Source organism: Staphylococcus parequorum (assembly GCF_039237145.1).
GTDB lineage: Bacteria > Bacillota > Bacilli > Staphylococcales > Staphylococcaceae > Staphylococcus > Staphylococcus equorum_A.
The window spans coordinates 1,073,027-1,089,060 of sequence record NZ_CP150682.1; the positions used below are offsets into that span (position 1 = coordinate 1,073,027).

Annotated in this window: 17 protein-coding genes; 11 read left to right on the forward strand and 6 right to left on the reverse strand. The window is 33.0% G+C overall.

Features of this window, described 5'->3' with window-relative positions; all coding sequences use genetic code 11:
* The first annotated feature begins 2 nt into the window (after positions 1-2).
* Both nhaC and AAA453_RS04930 read left to right on the forward strand, forming a co-directional pair.
* Positions 3-1,394 carry a Na+/H+ antiporter NhaC gene (gene nhaC / locus AAA453_RS04925; protein WP_427706679.1) on the forward strand — a complete coding sequence of 464 codons (1,392 nt, stop codon included), beginning with the start codon at positions 3-5 and terminating at the stop codon, positions 1,392-1,394.
* Positions 1,395-1,518: 124 nt separating this feature from the next.
* Positions 1,519-1,974: a hypothetical protein gene (locus AAA453_RS04930; protein ID WP_427706682.1), complete on the forward strand. Its 456-nt coding sequence runs from the start codon at positions 1,519-1,521 to the stop codon at positions 1,972-1,974.
* Between the two features lie 268 nt (positions 1,975-2,242).
* Here the strand turns inward: AAA453_RS04930 and AAA453_RS04935 are convergent, their stop codons facing one another.
* The gene (locus AAA453_RS04935) at positions 2,243-3,013 is read right to left on the reverse strand and encodes a CHAP domain-containing protein (RefSeq protein ID WP_427706684.1); all 771 of its coding nucleotides are present in this window, start codon (positions 3,011-3,013) and stop codon (positions 2,243-2,245) included.
* 497 nt (positions 3,014-3,510) lie between these two features.
* Here AAA453_RS04935 and AAA453_RS04940 point away from each other — a divergent pair, with 497 nt between their 5' ends.
* The 4 genes from AAA453_RS04940 (at position 3,511) to AAA453_RS04955 (ending at position 6,900) form a co-directional block, all read left to right on the forward strand.
* Entirely contained in the window at positions 3,511-4,563 is a 1,053-nt protein-coding gene (locus tag AAA453_RS04940) for an LLM class flavin-dependent oxidoreductase (protein ID WP_069817621.1), read from the forward strand.
* A 14-nt stretch (positions 4,564-4,577) separates the two neighbouring features.
* Entirely contained in the window at positions 4,578-4,937 is a 360-nt protein-coding gene (locus tag AAA453_RS04945) for a DoxX family protein (protein ID WP_046465861.1), read from the forward strand.
* A 350-nt stretch (positions 4,938-5,287) separates the two neighbouring features.
* Positions 5,288-5,635 (forward strand): transcriptional regulator, SarA/Rot family, encoded by a 348-nt coding sequence (locus AAA453_RS04950; protein ID WP_427706686.1) that lies wholly within the window; start codon positions 5,288-5,290, stop codon positions 5,633-5,635.
* A 185-nt stretch (positions 5,636-5,820) separates the two neighbouring features.
* Positions 5,821-6,900: a PTS sugar transporter subunit IIC gene (locus tag AAA453_RS04955; protein WP_427706688.1), complete on the forward strand. Its 1,080-nt coding sequence runs from the start codon at positions 5,821-5,823 to the stop codon at positions 6,898-6,900.
* Positions 6,901-6,971: 71 nt separating this feature from the next.
* Here the strand turns inward: AAA453_RS04955 and AAA453_RS04960 are convergent, their stop codons facing one another.
* From AAA453_RS04960 to AAA453_RS04975, 4 genes are read right to left on the reverse strand one after another with little or no spacing between them, the layout of a single operon-like run.
* A complete protein-coding gene (locus AAA453_RS04960) occupies positions 6,972-7,670 on the reverse strand; it encodes an amino acid ABC transporter permease (protein ID WP_069817622.1) in 699 nt (232 codons plus the stop codon).
* 14 nt (positions 7,671-7,684) lie between these two features.
* The gene (locus AAA453_RS04965; protein WP_427706690.1) at positions 7,685-8,368 is read right to left on the reverse strand and encodes an amino acid ABC transporter permease; all 684 of its coding nucleotides are present in this window, start codon (positions 8,366-8,368) and stop codon (positions 7,685-7,687) included.
* Positions 8,368-9,222, reverse strand: a complete 855-nt coding sequence (locus AAA453_RS04970) for an amino acid ABC transporter substrate-binding protein (protein ID WP_427706692.1) — start codon at positions 9,220-9,222, stop codon at positions 8,368-8,370. The genes AAA453_RS04965 and AAA453_RS04970 overlap by 1 nt, the downstream gene beginning before the upstream one ends.
* On the reverse strand, positions 9,222-9,968 hold the full coding sequence (locus tag AAA453_RS04975; protein WP_046465855.1) for an amino acid ABC transporter ATP-binding protein: 747 nt from the start codon (positions 9,966-9,968) through the stop codon (positions 9,222-9,224). Before AAA453_RS04975 ends, AAA453_RS04970 begins: the two co-directional genes overlap by 1 nt.
* A gap of 143 nt (positions 9,969-10,111) precedes the next feature.
* On the opposite strand from AAA453_RS04975, the gene AAA453_RS04980 reads away from it, so the two are divergent.
* The 4 genes from AAA453_RS04980 (at position 10,112) to AAA453_RS04995 (ending at position 13,835) form a co-directional block, all read left to right on the forward strand.
* Positions 10,112-11,269, forward strand: a complete 1,158-nt coding sequence (locus AAA453_RS04980; RefSeq protein ID WP_427706695.1) for an acyl-CoA dehydrogenase family protein — start codon at positions 10,112-10,114, stop codon at positions 11,267-11,269.
* A gap of 162 nt (positions 11,270-11,431) precedes the next feature.
* Entirely contained in the window at positions 11,432-12,334 is a 903-nt protein-coding gene (locus AAA453_RS04985; RefSeq protein WP_427706697.1) for an ABC transporter substrate-binding protein, read from the forward strand.
* Between the two features lie 168 nt (positions 12,335-12,502).
* The gene (locus AAA453_RS04990; protein ID WP_046465852.1) at positions 12,503-13,051 is read left to right on the forward strand and encodes a biotin transporter BioY; all 549 of its coding nucleotides are present in this window, start codon (positions 12,503-12,505) and stop codon (positions 13,049-13,051) included.
* A gap of 37 nt (positions 13,052-13,088) precedes the next feature.
* Positions 13,089-13,835 carry a GNAT family N-acetyltransferase gene (locus tag AAA453_RS04995; protein WP_427706699.1) on the forward strand — a complete coding sequence of 249 codons (747 nt, stop codon included), beginning with the start codon at positions 13,089-13,091 and terminating at the stop codon, positions 13,833-13,835.
* A 124-nt stretch (positions 13,836-13,959) separates the two neighbouring features.
* On the opposite strand, the gene fdhD is transcribed toward AAA453_RS04995, so the two are convergent.
* Positions 13,960-14,766, reverse strand: coding sequence for a formate dehydrogenase accessory sulfurtransferase FdhD (fdhD, locus tag AAA453_RS05000; protein ID WP_427707046.1), 807 nt, complete (start codon positions 14,764-14,766; stop codon positions 13,960-13,962).
* A gap of 199 nt (positions 14,767-14,965) precedes the next feature.
* On the opposite strand from fdhD, the gene AAA453_RS05005 reads away from it, so the two are divergent.
* On the forward strand, positions 14,966-15,979 hold the full coding sequence (locus tag AAA453_RS05005; RefSeq protein WP_427706701.1) for a LacI family DNA-binding transcriptional regulator: 1,014 nt from the start codon (positions 14,966-14,968) through the stop codon (positions 15,977-15,979).
* The last annotated feature ends 55 nt before the right edge of the window (positions 15,980-16,034 follow it).

A 16,034-nucleotide genomic window follows, 5' to 3' on the forward strand; every position in this document is an offset into this window, starting at 1 on the left:
GTATGACAAGACAACCAACATTTTTAGAATCAATTTCTACTATAATAGTAATGATTATAATTGTAATCACAGGATTTGTTGTTTTTGAAATTCCAATACAAGCTTTATTAATTTTAGCGTCAGCATATGCTGCATTTATAGCAAGACGTGTTGGGTTGAAATGGCAAGATTTGGAAGAAGGTATCACACATCGGTTAGCAACAGCAATGCCAGCTATCTTTATCATTTTAGCAGTCGGAATTATCGTAGGTACATGGATGTACTCTGGGACTGTTCCGGCTTTGATCTATTATGGCTTAGAATTTTTAAATCCTAATTTATTTTTAGTATCTGCATTTATTATATGTGCAATTACTTCAGTTGCCACAGGGACAGCATGGGGCTCTGCGTCTACTGCGGGCATAGCGTTAATGGCTATAGCGACACAATTACATATTACGCCAGGTATGGCAGCAGGTGCCATAATTGCAGGTGCGGTGTTTGGTGATAAAATGTCACCACTTTCAGATACGACAAATTTAGCAGCTTTAGTAACAAAAGTGAATATCTTTGCGCATATAAGAGCAATGATATGGACGACTGTACCAGCATCAATCATCGGCCTAATCGTTTGGTATTTTGCAGGTAGGCAATTTGGTGGAAATACTAATACATCACAAGTGAATCAAATGCTTAGCGAATTATCTCAAATTTATAATATAAATATTTTTGTATGGATTCCCTTATTAATTATTATTACGTGTTTATTATTAAAAATATCGACTGTACCTGCAATGCTTATTTCAAGTTTGAGTGCAATCATTGTTGGCGCATTTAATCATGGATTTAATATTGTAGATGGATTTAAGTCCACTTTCGATGGTTTTAATAAAGGCATGGTACCCGCAAGTGGTGGAGAATTATCGGATAGAGCCATTAATTTGGTCGAGCAAGGCGGCATGATGAGCATGACAGAAATCATTGTTACTATTTTTTGTGGGTATGCTTTCGCAGGTATTGTTGAAAAAGCTGGTTGCTTAGATGTTATTTTGAAAACAATATCTAAAAATATTAATTCCGTTGGACAATTGATACTAGCGACTGTAATCGGTAGTCTAATAATGGTACTCGCAGCTGGTGTGGCATCTATAGTCATTATCATGGTCGGCGTGTTAATGATGGAAATGTATAATGATATGGATTTAGATCGTTCTAATTTATCAAGAACGCTAGAAGATTCAGGTACAATGATTATTCCACTTATTCCATGGGGAACATCAGGCATTTATTATACACAACAGTTAGGTGTTTCGGTGGATCAATTCTTTATTTGGGCAGTTCCTTGTTATCTATGTATCATATTCGCAATTTTTTATGGATTTTCAGGTATTGGCATTAAAAAAGCAAAAAGCTAATAAACTAAATGATTTAAAGGTATACAATTAACAGAGAAAAAACAATAAATCTTAATATAAAATATGAATTATAAGTTTAAAAATATATAATTCGGTTATATATAACTATGGATGAGGTGATTCTATGTTATACCTAGTGATAATTGTAGCGATATTACTATTGGCATCAGGAATTCATCAATATTTCAATGTAGATAAAAAATTAAAAACTCCTTCTATAATCTATTTTGCAATCGGTTTTGTATTGTATATTGTAGCGATATTACTTTATAAGACCGAATTGTTAGATAGTTCAACGATAATACATGAAATTTTACTAACTACGATATTTGGACTTATTATATTTTGGATTAATTCTCATCGAAATAAGAGTAGCGATACAATTTACTATACGGTTATTATTGTTATATTAACAATCGTATTAGCGATTTTACCGTTGGCACCGACGTCAATAATTTCATTGCAAACGATGTTTATTGTAAGACTTATTTTCTCAGTTGTTTTACTCATAGTAGGTGGATTTGTATTATATAAACGGATAAAGGCAAAGCTTCAGAAAGTTTCCCGTTACTTTATTTGATGGCCTTTATATATTGGATAGCGATAGCGTATTGGTTTTAAAAAATATAAGACTTTAGAAGTCTGAAACCTAAATAGGGACTGGCCCTATATAGTAGGAGTGGGATAGAAATCAAATTTTGATTTCTGTCTCACTCCTTTTCTTATTCCATAACATAGTGGAATAATCACTAAAATGCATGATTTTATATTATAAGTAGAATGTCATAAGAAAAAATGGCAAAAAAAAGACAACCCATAAGGATTGTCTTTTTTATTTAAATCATTTATTAGTGAATATAGTTGTAAGATGAAGCTTGGCTAGCTGAGATTGTACGTGAAGTAACAACGCCAGCACCTTGGCCGTAGTTCATTTCAGAAACGTTAACTGAACCGTCGCTGTTTACATTTTCAACATAAGCAACGTGACCCATTGCGCCAGTTGATGATTGTAAGATTGAACCTTGAGAAGGTGAGTTGTTTACAGTGTAACCTGATGCAGCTGCAGCGCTTGCCCAGTTGTTTGCGTTACCCCAAGTAGAACCAATTTTACCGCCAACTTTATCAAATACATAATATGTACATTGACCTGAAGTGTAAAGGTTGCTTGATGAACCTGAAGTGTTAGCCATTGAGTTTGATGAACTTGATGGTGCGCTAGTAGTTGTTACTTGAACATTACTACTTGAAGTAGAAGTTGAAACAGCTCCGCCTCCACCAGTACCTTGGTTATTTGTTGTATATGATTGGTTTGAGTTATTGTTAGTAGCTGTAGAACCGTTTTGATTGTAGCTATAACCACTGTTATTGCTTTGAGCAGCAGTGTTATTGCTTTGAGCATTGTTGTTGTGACCTTGGTCAGAATTGCTTGGGTTCCAGTTACCTTGCCAAGTGTAATCATAGTTACCTTGTTGGTCTATTGTATATGAATAGCTGTATGATGTTGGATCATTTGGGTTATACCCACCATTGTTATTTCCTGAAGCGTCTGCATCATTTTGTGCAAAAGCAAAAGTAGCGATTCCTGCAGTAGCGATAGTAGCTGTAGCGATTTTTTTCATTGTTAAATTTCCTCCTAATAATTGTAAATCATTTATCCCAGTCTCTTAAAGACATTATTTATAATTTTTTTCGCTGTTTTAACGACAAGAATTACTTTATCAGAAAAATGTCTGTTTGTGGGGTTTGTTATCGTTTTGTAATTTAGTTCTAATAATAAAGTGCTTAATGTAACAAAAGGAAGATGGGTGTTTAAGGCTTAAAAGCCCGTTAATATAATATTTACAAAATTTACAGTGTATAATTGCACTTCAGTTTATTACAAAGCTGTAAAATAACAGAAAATTACAAACAATAAAATATGAGAGAATTTAGTTATTTAAATATATGAAAAAACACTTTATATAAAGACTATATAAAAAGTATTGAATTAAGGTTAATGTGAATTAAAAGCCGTCTTAATAGGAAAGGAAAGAATTAGAGCATTGAAATTGACATGTTCTAAGGAAGTATTTAATATAGAGGTATAAAAATTATACTTAGTTTGTGAGGTGATTATTTGAAAATAGAACTTGGTTTGACATCATTTGCAGATAATATTGATATTCATATGGAAAGTGGACGACAAGCAGCTATAAGTAATGGACAAAGAATTAGAAATATAATAGAAGAAATAGAGACAGCTGACCAATATGGTTTAGATGTATATGGTTTGGGAGAACATCACCGAGCAGATTATGCAGTATCTGATCCCGTTACAGTGTTAGCAGCAGCAGCTCGTAATACAACGCATATAAAGTTGAGTAGTGCAGTAACAGTATTATCTTCAGATGATCCTGTTCGAGTTTACGAACGTTTCTCTACATTAAATGCAGTTTCCAATGGACGTGCAGAAATAATGGTGGGCAGAGGTTCATTTATTGAATCATTTCCATTATTTGGTTATGAGTTAAAAGACTATGAACAACTCTTTAATGAGAAAATAGATTTATTAATGACCATTAATAAACATGAAATTGTAAATTGGGAAGGGGAGTTACGACCTTCTATTGAAAACTTAAGTGTTTATCCTAAGGCGGAGCATGGGCCTTTACCAATTACGATTGCAACTGGAGGAACACCAGAATCTTCATTAAAAGCAGGAGCATTAGGATTACCTATAACTTATGCTATAATTGGCGGTGACCCAAAAAGGTTTAGAAGAAACATAGATATGTACAAATCTATTGCTAGATCTTACGGACATAATATAAATGAATTGCCTATTGCTACGCATTCATGGGGCTATATTGCTGAAACAGATGAATTGGCTAAACGTGAGTTTTTCCCATCGGTAAAAGCGAGTCATGATATATTAGCCAAAGAACGGGGTTGGTCACCATATGATGAAAACAGCTTCGATCGTGAAGCAGGTCCACATGGCGCTTTGTATGTTGGAAGTCCGGAAACCGTTGCACAAAAGATAATTGAAACAATTGAAACACTAGGTCTTACTCGTTTTATGCTTCATACACCTGTAGGTTCTATGCCACATGATAAAACAATCAATACAATTAAATTATTAGCAGAGCGAGTAAAGCCTATTGTAGATAAATATTTTGAAAACAAATAAAAGGAGCGTTTATAATGATATTACGTTATTTAACAAATTTAAAATTAGCTAAGGAATTATATGGTGCATCAAAACCTAAACTTAAAGGTGACCAGTCAATGAAAGAATCTTTTGTTGAAGTGTTTAATTTGCCATCAAATGCAGTGCCATTGGCAGGAGCACTTGAAGCATTAAGTGCTGTATTTTTCGTTTTAAGCTTTGCAAGTAAAAGATTATCACGTATTGCATCACTTTTAACAATTTCAGTTTTAGGTGTAGCAGCAATTAAACACTTTGAAGCAGGACATGGTAAAGCAGGTGCTAAACATGCATTAGATTTATCAGGTTTAGCAGCATTAAGCTTCTTAGATACAATTGATATTAAGAAAAAATAATAATGGTTGAACTCAATCATTTAAAATAGCAATCGTTTAAATGCACAGCAAATGTTGGATAATAGTCTAACACGTGCTGTGCATTTTTGTATGAATTTTTATGACATATTTAAGATATCAAAATGCATTATTTTAAATAGAGATATTTGATAATTGAAATTTTTATACCTATGTCTTTTTTTAGTAATAAAAAGGGTGAATGAACCACTAAAATTTAAAAATAAAAATAAAAGATTAAAAAAAGAGTAGGAATTGTTCATATTTTTCATAGTTAAGCATATTGAATTAAAGGCGTTAAATAGGATAAAATTAAGTTATTAACATCAAGATATAACAAAAGGAGTGGTTTTGTGAATGAACAAAATTTCAAGTCACTAAATGAACTTATTGCAACTTATCAACAAGGTAGGAAATTTTTTAAAACAACGAAAAAGAACTATAAACTAAATTATGAAGAAGTACTGATATTAAATTATCTATATAATTGTAAAGAAAATGACGTCATTGCAAAAGAAATTGCTCAATACTCAGAATTGAAACCCTACTATTTAACGAAGGCTTTGCAAAAGCTTATCAAAATGGATTTTTTAAATAAAAAAAGAAGCAATATAGATGAAAGAACTGTGGTAGTATATATAAATCAAGCACAACGTGATAAAATTAATGAACTTATAGAGAACTTACAGGAACAGTTTTAAAGTGTGAAAGCTTGATGATAATAAGGTTGTGCGTAAGTCTAAAAGATTTGAATATTCTGAATAATGTAATTTTATAATTATAGTTATATATTGTACGAAAATATGATTTGAGAACCAAATTAAATGTGCTATACTAATATTTGTCGAATGAAAGCGCATACAAAATGGTTTGGAAAGGTGTTTTTATGAATTTATTAATCGGGATCATATTTTTAGGGATTGTTTTAGCATTGTTTACATTGTTCACGAGTAAAGCACCAAATGGAGGCAAGGCCATGGGGGCCCTTGCTAACGCAGCTATTGCTTCATTTCTAGTAGAGGCTTTTCACAAATATGTAGGCGGTGACTTGTTTGGTATTCCATTCTTAGGTGAGTTGGGTGATGCAGCTGGAGGACTTGGCGGTGTTGCAGCTGCAGGACTTGTAGCTTTAGCTATGGGGGTATCTCCAGTTTATGCATTTGTAATTGCTGTCTCATGTGGAAGTATGGATCTTTTACCTGGCTTTGTTGCAGCTTATATTGCGAGTTTCGGTATGAAATGGATGGAACAAAAATTACCAGATGGGCTTGATTTAATTGCTGCGATTATTGTCATCGCGCCTATTACACGTTTAATTGCTATTGGTACAACACCTTTAGTAGATGCGACGTTATTACAAATTGGAAATATCATTAAAGAATCTACGACTTCAAGTCCTATTCTTATGGGCATTGTACTTGGTGGTATTATTACTGTTGTTGCTACTGCACCTTTAAGTTCAATGGCATTAACAGCATTATTAGGATTAACTGGTACGCCAATGGCTATCGGTGCTTTAGCAGTATTTGGTTCATCGTTTATGAACTTTGTATTATTTAAGCGTATGAAATTTGGAGATCGTAAAACAACGATTTCAGTTGCAATAGAGCCTTTATCTCAAGCAGACATTGTGACAGCAAATCCAGTACCAGTATATTTAACCAATTTTGTAGGTGGTGCGCTCTCAGGTGTAATTATCTCTATGTTTGGTTTAGTAAATGAGGCGACGGGTACAGCTACACCAATTGCAGGGCTTATGGTTATGTTTGGATTTAATAATGCATTAACTGTAATAATTGTGGCACTCATGTGTGCATCAGGTAGTGCACTTTGTGGTTATATAGGCTCAGTTGTTTTTAAAAACTATCCTATAGTTACTAAAGATGAATTACAACATGGCGCAATGCCGAAAAAGGTAAAACAATATTATAAACTTAAAGCGCAATGTATGGAAAGTTTAGCTTAAATATAATAAAGTATAAAAAACTGTTTCTGAAATAACATTTCAGAAACAGTTTTTTTGTTTGATATCGTTACCTAAGAAGCATTTGCGCTTAAGTAACGCGTCGTATTACGTTCCATTTTTGCAAAGATGAACTCTAATATTATTGCTAACAACCAATAAAATATAGCTGCTACTGTATATACAGGAATAAAACGATAACCTTCATTTGCAATAACACGACTGACTGCCATAATTTCAGTTACTTGAACAGCGAATGCTAGGGAAGTACCTTTGATTAACATAATGAATTGATTTTCTATGTTAGGCAATGCATAAGCAAAAGCTTGTGGTAATACAATTTCTTTATAAATGTTGAATTTTGATAGTCCGACTGTTTGCGCAGCTTCAATTTGATTTTGGTCTACGGATTGAAGACCGCCTTTAATTGATTCAGAAAGATACGCTACGGCATGAAAAGAAAAGACGATAAAGGCAATCGTTAAAGGTGAGAATATGTCAGGATTGATTGTCCAAGAGAACTGATCATTTAAAAAAAGTATAAATGAAGGTATTCCATAATATAGTATGAACAATTGAACGATTAATGGTGTACTTCTAAAAAATGAATTATACACGATTATAAGTTGAGATAAGACAGGCACACGTTTGATACGAATAATCGCAAATAACGTTCCGATAATAAGACCTACGAACATTGCTACAATGGAAATAATAATTGTATTCGGTACGCCTTTAAGTACTTCACTTATAGTATATAAAATGAATGACAAAATGATTTTCCTCCTTAAACGCTATATGGTTTTTGTGTTCGTTTATCAATTAAAGTAAAGGTACCTTGAATAATTAGAGCAATAATCCAATATATGATGGAAATTACGATGTAAACCTCTAGCATGCCGAGTCCGTAATTATTTCCAATGATGAGTTTGACTTGTCCCATCATATCGATGATACCAATGGTGAAAGCTAACGAAGTATCTTTTACAAGTTCTATGATTTGAGTCATTAAATTCGGTATGCTATTTCGTAAAGCTTGAGGTATAATAATATCTTTTAAAATTCTAGGATAAGATAAACCAATTGTTAATCCAGCTTCAATTTGACTATAATCTACGGATTGATAACCTGCTCTGATAATTTCAGAAAGGTATGCACCTGTATGTAAAGTAAAGGCTAAGATAACAAAAAACAATCTACTGAAATGGTTAATATCTATATGAATAAGTAACAATAATTGTGGTAATGCAAAATATACTAAAAAGAGTTGTAATAATAACGGTGTACTCCGTATAAATGAAAGATAAACTCTTACAATAGGAGCAAGTACTTTTGTCTTTTTAATACGAATCATTGCTAAAATAAAACCAAGTATGATTGCGAAAAAGAGTGAAACAATTATCATCAATAAAGTTAAAGGTAATTGTTGCAACACTTGTCCAAATAAATCTAACCAATTGACTGACCCCATTAGTTTGTCACCTCCAATTTATCTTTCTGATCATTGATTTCACTTAAGTCATCAAAAACATTAATATCAAAATATTTTTTTGAAAGTGATTGTAATTTGCCTTCATCTTTAAGTTCTTGGGTTGCGCGATCCACGTCATCGTGAAGTTTTTGGTGTTTTTTATTATAAACGATATGTAATGGTTCTTTCTTCACAATACCTCCTATTTTAACGTCGGCATTTATCTGTTCTTGAATTGCTTTATATGTGTTCCAATTTAAAAACATGGCATCACGACGTCCTTGGCTGACCATTTTTAAATTGTCACCATTTGAAGGTTCTTGTATTGTATTGATGTCGATTTTGGAACTATGGTCTTTATTAAACTGTGTGAGTATAGAATATAAACCGCCACTTGGCGCCATAGGAGTAATTTTTTTACCAGGTAAATCTTGTAAACTATGTATGTCACTGTTGTCTTTGTTTACAACTAATAAAGGTAGCGCATAACTGTAAGGCTCATCTTGATAGAGAAACTGTTTTTCACGTTCTGGTGTTTTGAAAAACCAATTTATTCCCATATCAAACTTGCCTGAACCAATCCCAACTAAATTCGATTCCTCTTCACCGACTTCATATTTAAAATCATATTGAGGTAATTTCTTTTCAATTAATTTCATATAATCCATATCTAAGCCGACAAACTCATTATCTTTATTTGTATATAAATAAGGTGGATTAACTTCAGCAGAAAGTGCTACTTTAACTTCTTTTTTCTGAGATTTACTATCGGAAGCATCATTATTACCACATGCTGTTAGTACGGAAACCATCATTAACATTAATAAAAATGTGAAACTTCTTTTTAATGTCATTAAATGTCACGCTCCGTTTCAACTCTGTTTAAAAAGCGATGGATTCTTTCAGATTTTGAATCTTCCAATACTTCTTGTGGCGTTCCACGATGGATGATTTGCCCATCATCAATAAATATAACTTGATCAGCAATTGCTTTTGCAAATTGTATTTCATGTGTAACGAGTACCATCGTCATACCTTCTTGAGCAATCGATCTAATCAGAGATAAGACGCTTTGAATTGATTCAGGGTCTAAAGCAGAAGTAGGTTCATCTAGTAAAAGAACTTTTGGATTGAGCGCAAGTGCACGAATAATACCTACACGTTGGCTTTGACCTCCAGATAGCTGAATAGGGTATTTATCTTTTTGATTTAATAAATTCACGCGCTCTAAATAAGATGTGGCAATATCATTAGCTTGTTTGGTATTGTAATTTTGACCATGTATTAAACCTAAAGTGATATTTTCAAGTATTGTTTTGTTTTTAAATAAATTGTAATTTTGAAACACCATAGCTGATTTTTTACGTAATTTAGCAATATCTTTATTTGTATGATGTGCAGCATCAAAAATTTCATCCCCGATTTCAATGGTGCCAGATTTAGGAAGTGCGAGTGCATTTAACGTTCTAAGTAAGGTTGTTTTCCCAGAACCACTTGGTCCTATAATTGCAGTAACGGTGCCTTGTTCTTGGGCAAAGCCGACATCATTAAGTATCGTGTTTTCGTTGTATTTATGTATAAGATTTTTAACTGTAATCATTCAATTTCCCCCAGTGTGTCAATAAATACAAAGTATCATATTAATTCTTATCGGTAAAGTAGGATTTATTGCTGAAAAGCTTTCTTTCAATAATGGCGAGTGTTAAACTAAGTTTAAATAGGAGTAAAGTTAATGATGAGGTGATGAAAGTGAATTATTCCGCATTAATACATACGGATATTCAAGAAAAATGGATTGCAAAACTAGATACAGTTAAAACGCAATTTAAAGAGAAAGCGGAATATAATGATATCCATTCGCGTTTTCCTTATGAAAATATTGAATGGTTAGTAAAAGAAGGGTACACACTGCTTACTTTACCTAAAGCGTACGGTGGTGAAGGAGCAACTGTTGAAGATATGGTTATAATACAAAGCTATTTAGGATCTATTGATGGAGCGACTGCACTTTCTATAGGATGGCATTTAAGTGTAGTAGGCCAGTTATATGAACAACAAATGTGGGAACCCAATATGCTAGATCGCTTTGCTAAAGCAGTGAAAAATGGGGCATTAGTAAATCGAGCAGTTAGTGAAGCTGATACTGGCAGCCCAACACGTGGGGGAAGACCTGCGACAAACGCTGTTAAAGTAGATGATGGATTTGTGGTTAATGGAGTAAAAACGTTTACTTCAATGAGTAAAGGACTGACCCATTTTGTTGTGAGTGCTTATTATGAAGACATCGATCAAGTTGGCTTTTTCTTAATCGAAAAAGATACACCTGGTGTAGAAATTGCAGATAATTGGAACATGATAGGTATGCGTGCAACTGAAAGTCATGATTTATTATTAAATGATGTACACATCCCACAAGAAAACTTTGTTGAAATAAGAGGCGCCGGTGGTAAAAAACCGAATGGCTGGATTTTACATATACCAAGTGTGTATCTTGGTATTGCTCAAGCAGCAAGAGATTATGCTGTTGATTTTGCGAAAAATTATAGCCCAAATAGTATTGAAGGCACAATCGGTGATATACCAACTGTGCAACAAAATATTGGAAAGATGGAAGCGCAATTATTATCTGCGCGCCATTTCTTGTGGAGCACAGCGGCTTTATATAATCATGAGATTTCAGGTAGCCAAATATGGAATGAAACCTCAGCAAGTAAAGTGTTAGTAATGAATCAAGGCTTAGAAGTTATAGATATTGCTATGCGTATTGTTGGTGCTAAAAGCCTTCAAATGGAAAGACCATTACAACGCTATTATAGAGATATGCGCGCAGGTTTACACAATCCGCCGATGGAAGATATGGCATATACGAACATTGCACATAGTGTATTAGATCATTTTTAAAAATATATAAACAAACAGTTAAAATACATTTAGACAAATTGTCTAAATGTATTTTTTTGTTATTTAAAAAATGTGAAGATACTTATGATTACTATTGTAAATTTACTTTAGTCATTATATAATCAATTGGTAGTGATAATCATTTTCAATGGAGGAAAATTTATGAAAAAATTATTGTTTCCGTTAATTGCTTTAGTGCTTATTTTAGCAGCATGTGGCAATAATTCGGACAGTGACTCAAAAGCTGAAACAAAGTCTTATAAATTAGATAGTGGGAAAAAGATAGATATACCAAAAGATCCAAAACGTATAGCAGTAGTTGCTCCTACATATGCTGGTGGAATTAAATATCTTGGTGGAAATATTGTTGCAGTAAATGAACAAGTCGATAGTAGTAGCCTCCTTAAAGATAAATTTAAAGATGTTGAAAAAGTTGGCGAGAATGATGTTGAGAAAGTAGCAAAAACGAAACCAGATCTAATCGTTGTATATTCTACTGACAAAAATATTAAAAAATATAAAAAAATTGCGCCGACAGTCGTATTTGATTATGGCAAACATAAATATTTAGACCAACAAAGAGAATTAGGTAAGTTACTTGGTAAAGAAGATGAAGTAAAAGAATGGGAAGACAAATGGAAAGCGCAAACTAAAAAAGACGGTAAAGAAATTAAAGATAAAATTGGTGAAGACGCAACAGTTTCAATTTTTGATGAATTCGAGAAAAAACTATATAGTTATGGTCCAAACTGGGGTCGTGGCGGAGAAGTATTGTATCAAGCATTTGGACTTAAAATGCCTGAAAAATTAAATGATTTAGTTGAAAAAGAAGGCTGGGCTGAAGTGAAACAAGAAAAAATAGCAGATTATGCTGGCGATTATATTGTTTCGACAAGTAAAGGGAAATCAACACCAGCCTATGCCAAAACCAACCTATGGAATAACTTACCAGCAGTTCAAAATGACAATGTGCTTGAAGTGCAAGCTGAAACTTATTGGTATAATGACCCATATACTTTAGAATTTATGAGAAAAGATTTGAAAGATAAATTTTTAAATAACTAATATACATGAGTTAAATTAATAAGCATTATGATCAGCTTTAAAAAAGCGCAATTCAACGGATTAATACAGTTGAGTTGTGCTTTTTTTATTGTACATAAGATATTGTAAACTTTTTGTTTTTAATAGTTAACATTTATGGTATAATTTTTTTCATTAGGAGGATTGACTATGACGACAAAATATTTAGTATACACTGCTTTAATGACAGCAATTATTGGTGTATTAGGATTTGTGCCAGCGATTCCATTACCAATTATGCCAGTACCAATCGTTTTACAAAATATAGGGATTTTCTTAGCGGGAATTTTACTTGGACGTAAATACGGTGCGCTGAGTGTAATCGTATTATTATTACTTGTAGCAACTGGATTACCATTATTATCTGGCGGACGTGGCGGTATAGGTGTATTTGCAGGCCCCTCTACTGGCTTTTTAATCATGTATCCAGTAATTGCATATCTAATTGGTTTAGTAAGAGATTTGTATTTCAAAAAAATAAACTTTACTGTATTATTAGGTACAACAATTATCTTTGGTGTTATTTTATTAGATATTGTAGGTACAATTGTTATGGGGCTTATGACTAATTTACCGATTTCAAAATCAGTGACTTTATCCCTTGTCTTCATGCCTGCGGATTTAGTCAAAGCAGTTATTGCAAGTTTGATTGGTAATATTATGCTGAATCATAGTCGGTTTAAACAATTAATAAAATAAATATATAAGGGTAGGTGATTGAATCGTGGTGATTTCGATGAATGATATATTTCAACAAGGTGATGTTTATGTCGATGATACACTAAAGACAATCTATCTAACACCTGAAGAACCCTTAGTATATGACGTGAATAAATGGGATTATAAACAAATGCCTTCTATTATATCTTGGGAACAAGATATGAAAACTCAATTAGATATGCATAAAAAACAAGCATCTCATCATTTAGCATTTACGTTTCCTGAGAATACACTTTTAGATCAACAATGGTTAGATAAAATTCAAACATATGATTTTGAACTAGGACTAATGGAACTTTATGCAATTGAGTCACAGAATATAAAAAAACATGAAAATGATCAAATTAAAGTCATGTTTGTCACTGAACAAACATTAGAAGATTATATTACAATTTATCGTCAATTTGCTGAACCCTTTGGCAAGGCGTACGCAGACGAAAGTATTGAAGTAATTCGCAATCAATTCAATAAAGATAGTAAATCTCGTGTAATCGCATATAAAGCAGATGTGCCTGTAGGGATTTTGGATTTAATCATTTCACAATGTACTGTGGAAATTGATGGCTTCGGTGTAGATGAAAGTTATCAGAAACAAGGTATTGGCAGTATGATGCAAACTTTTGTTGCGGAAATAGCTGATACGAAACCGATTATATTAATAGCTGACGGTGAAGACAGTGCTAAGGAAATGTATATTCGACAAGGTTACATATATATAAGTTACTGCTATCAGATTTTAAAAGAAAATGCTAAATACAGTTAATTAATATAATTATAGAAACTGAGACATAAATACTCAGGCTCAAAATAAAAGGACTCATCCGTATCAAATGGATGAGTCCTTTTTATATTTAAAAATTTGTTTTTGCAAAGGTCTAGATTATAAATTAATTCTCGTATGATTCAACAGGTGTTATACGTTCCGGATGACTGTAAATGTTGAAATTACCATCTCTAATAAATCCTATGGCAGTAATATTTAAATCTTGAGCAAGTGTCACTGCCAATGTCGTCGGTGCAGATTTCGATAAGATGACACCAACACCGATTTTCGCAGCTTTGATTAATATTTCTGATGAAATACGACCGCTAAATATCAACACTTTATTACGTACAGGTATATGTCTTTGTATACAATAACCATACAATTTGTCTAATGCATTATGACGACCAATATCTTGACGATGCTCAAAGAAGGTATCTCCATCACTAATTGCAGCATTGTGAAGACCACCAGTTTGTTTAAAAATTTTACTGGCGCTTTGCAAACGGGTCATCATATTGAGTACTTGAGTTGGATTTAACACAATTTTAGACATCGAAGTCTTTGCGACTGCCGCGTCATTTTGAAAATAAAACTCTCGACTTTTACCACAACAAGACGCAATCATGCGTTTCGTTGAATATTCGAAACGTTCACCGAGAGATTTGGTCAATTCAACATGAGCAAACCCTTTACTATCATCTATTTGGATAGATTTTAGGTCACCATTTTTAAAAATAGCCCCTTCAGATGCTAGGAAACCTAAGACAAGCTCTTCTAAGTGGTTCGGGCTACAAATTATAGTCGCAAATTCTTCACCATTTACCATAATTGTTAATGGAAACTCAGTAACGTAATGATCTTTTGTTTCTAATAACTTACCGTTCTCAAACCGTACAATGGGTTGATTGGTCAATATATCTTCATGCATGAGTACACCCCGTTTCATATTCACTTCTCCATTCTAGCGCATTTTTCAATGTAAAAAAAAGATTCAGTTTATGAATAAAGCAAAGGATTTTTAATTTGCCCATTGTAATATTTATAACAATTTTTAAAATGGTCCAGATTGATTAAATGGATATATACAAGTAAACTTATGGTAAACAATTAAAGAGGTGAATTTCGATATGGCTAGTATAAGAGATATTGCACGCGAAGCAAAGGTAAGTCCTGGCACTGTTTCACGCGTATTAAATAATGATCCAACATTGTCAGTTTCAAAAGATACGAGAGAAAGGATTCATCGTGTTGCAAATGAACTACAATATCAAAAATCGGCTAGAAAAAACAAAAGCATTCAAATCATTACCTATGCATCTCGAGCTAAAGAAATGTCAGACCCTTATTATAGAGAAATACGCTTAGCAATAGAGGCTGAAGTTAAACGTTTGAATTTGTCTTTGAAGCGTACAATTAGAATCGATGGTAACGATAAAAATCTAGATTTATATAATGTTGACAAGGCAGGGGCAATTATCGTAGTAGGTAATTTTTCTACGGAAGCATTGAATACACTACGTGATTATAATAAAAATATAGTTGTCATTAACAATCCTAATACACCAAAATCAATAGATGCTGTCTACTCAGATTTACACTATTCTATGACCAACTTATTGAACGAAATCAAGGCATTAGGCATGACGCAAATTGCGTATATCGGTGGTAGTCATATGATTAGAGATTTAGCCGGTACGCCGTTTTCAAATCATACAGATGTTAGATATGAAGCGTATAGAGAATGGTGCTCTGAACATCAAATTAGCGAAATAACTATGATTGACGGTTGGAAAAAAGAAAATGGTGAAGAAGCTGTAAAAACATTGTTAAATGCGCATCAGTTACCTGAAGTTTTTATAGCAGGAAACGACATGATTGCTATAGGTATATTACAACAAATTCAATATGAAAAAATAGCAATTCCAAAAGATGTTAAATTGATAAGTTTTAATGATTTAGAAGTCATACAATATGCTGTGCCTTCTATAAGTAGTGTGCACATACCAGTAGATGAATTTGGTAGAACTGCAGTGCGAATGGCAGAAGAGCGCATTAATAAAACGAGACATGTTGCCATCCATGTCGTGGTAGAAGCACAGCTTAAAGAGCGGAATACTTTTAAAACAAAAAGACAATCTTAATTGACAAAACATTTAGTAAACAAGTAAACTTTAATTATGTTTACTAAAGAGAATA

What these genes read in the sequence shown, in the direction of transcription:
- nhaC (WP_427706679.1), top strand. Translation starts at nt 3, where the DNA reads ATGACAAGACAACCAACATTTTTAGAATCAATTTCTACTATAATAGTA.
- AAA453_RS04970 (WP_427706692.1), bottom strand. Translation starts at nt 9,222, where the DNA reads ATGACATTAAAAAGAAGTTTCACATTTTTATTAATGTTAATGATGGTT.
- AAA453_RS04965 (WP_427706690.1), bottom strand. Translation starts at nt 8,368, where the DNA reads ATGGGGTCAGTCAATTGGTTAGATTTATTTGGACAAGTGTTGCAACAA.
- fdhD (WP_427707046.1), bottom strand. Translation starts at nt 14,766, where the DNA reads ATGCATGAAGATATATTGACCAATCAACCCATTGTACGGTTTGAGAAC.
- AAA453_RS04995 (WP_427706699.1), top strand. Translation starts at nt 13,089, where the DNA reads ATGAATGATATATTTCAACAAGGTGATGTTTATGTCGATGATACACTA.
- AAA453_RS04975 (WP_046465855.1), bottom strand. Translation starts at nt 9,968, where the DNA reads ATGATTACAGTTAAAAATCTTATACATAAATACAACGAAAACACGATA.
- AAA453_RS04980 (WP_427706695.1), top strand. Translation starts at nt 10,112, where the DNA reads ATGAAAGTGAATTATTCCGCATTAATACATACGGATATTCAAGAAAAA.
- AAA453_RS04955 (WP_427706688.1), top strand. Translation starts at nt 5,821, where the DNA reads ATGAATTTATTAATCGGGATCATATTTTTAGGGATTGTTTTAGCATTG.
- AAA453_RS04945 (WP_046465861.1), top strand. Translation starts at nt 4,578, where the DNA reads ATGATATTACGTTATTTAACAAATTTAAAATTAGCTAAGGAATTATAT.
- AAA453_RS04990 (WP_046465852.1), top strand. Translation starts at nt 12,503, where the DNA reads ATGACGACAAAATATTTAGTATACACTGCTTTAATGACAGCAATTATT.
- AAA453_RS04930 (WP_427706682.1), top strand. Translation starts at nt 1,519, where the DNA reads ATGTTATACCTAGTGATAATTGTAGCGATATTACTATTGGCATCAGGA.
- AAA453_RS04985 (WP_427706697.1), top strand. Translation starts at nt 11,432, where the DNA reads ATGAAAAAATTATTGTTTCCGTTAATTGCTTTAGTGCTTATTTTAGCA.
- AAA453_RS05005 (WP_427706701.1), top strand. Translation starts at nt 14,966, where the DNA reads ATGGCTAGTATAAGAGATATTGCACGCGAAGCAAAGGTAAGTCCTGGC.
- AAA453_RS04935 (WP_427706684.1), bottom strand. Translation starts at nt 3,013, where the DNA reads ATGAAAAAAATCGCTACAGCTACTATCGCTACTGCAGGAATCGCTACT.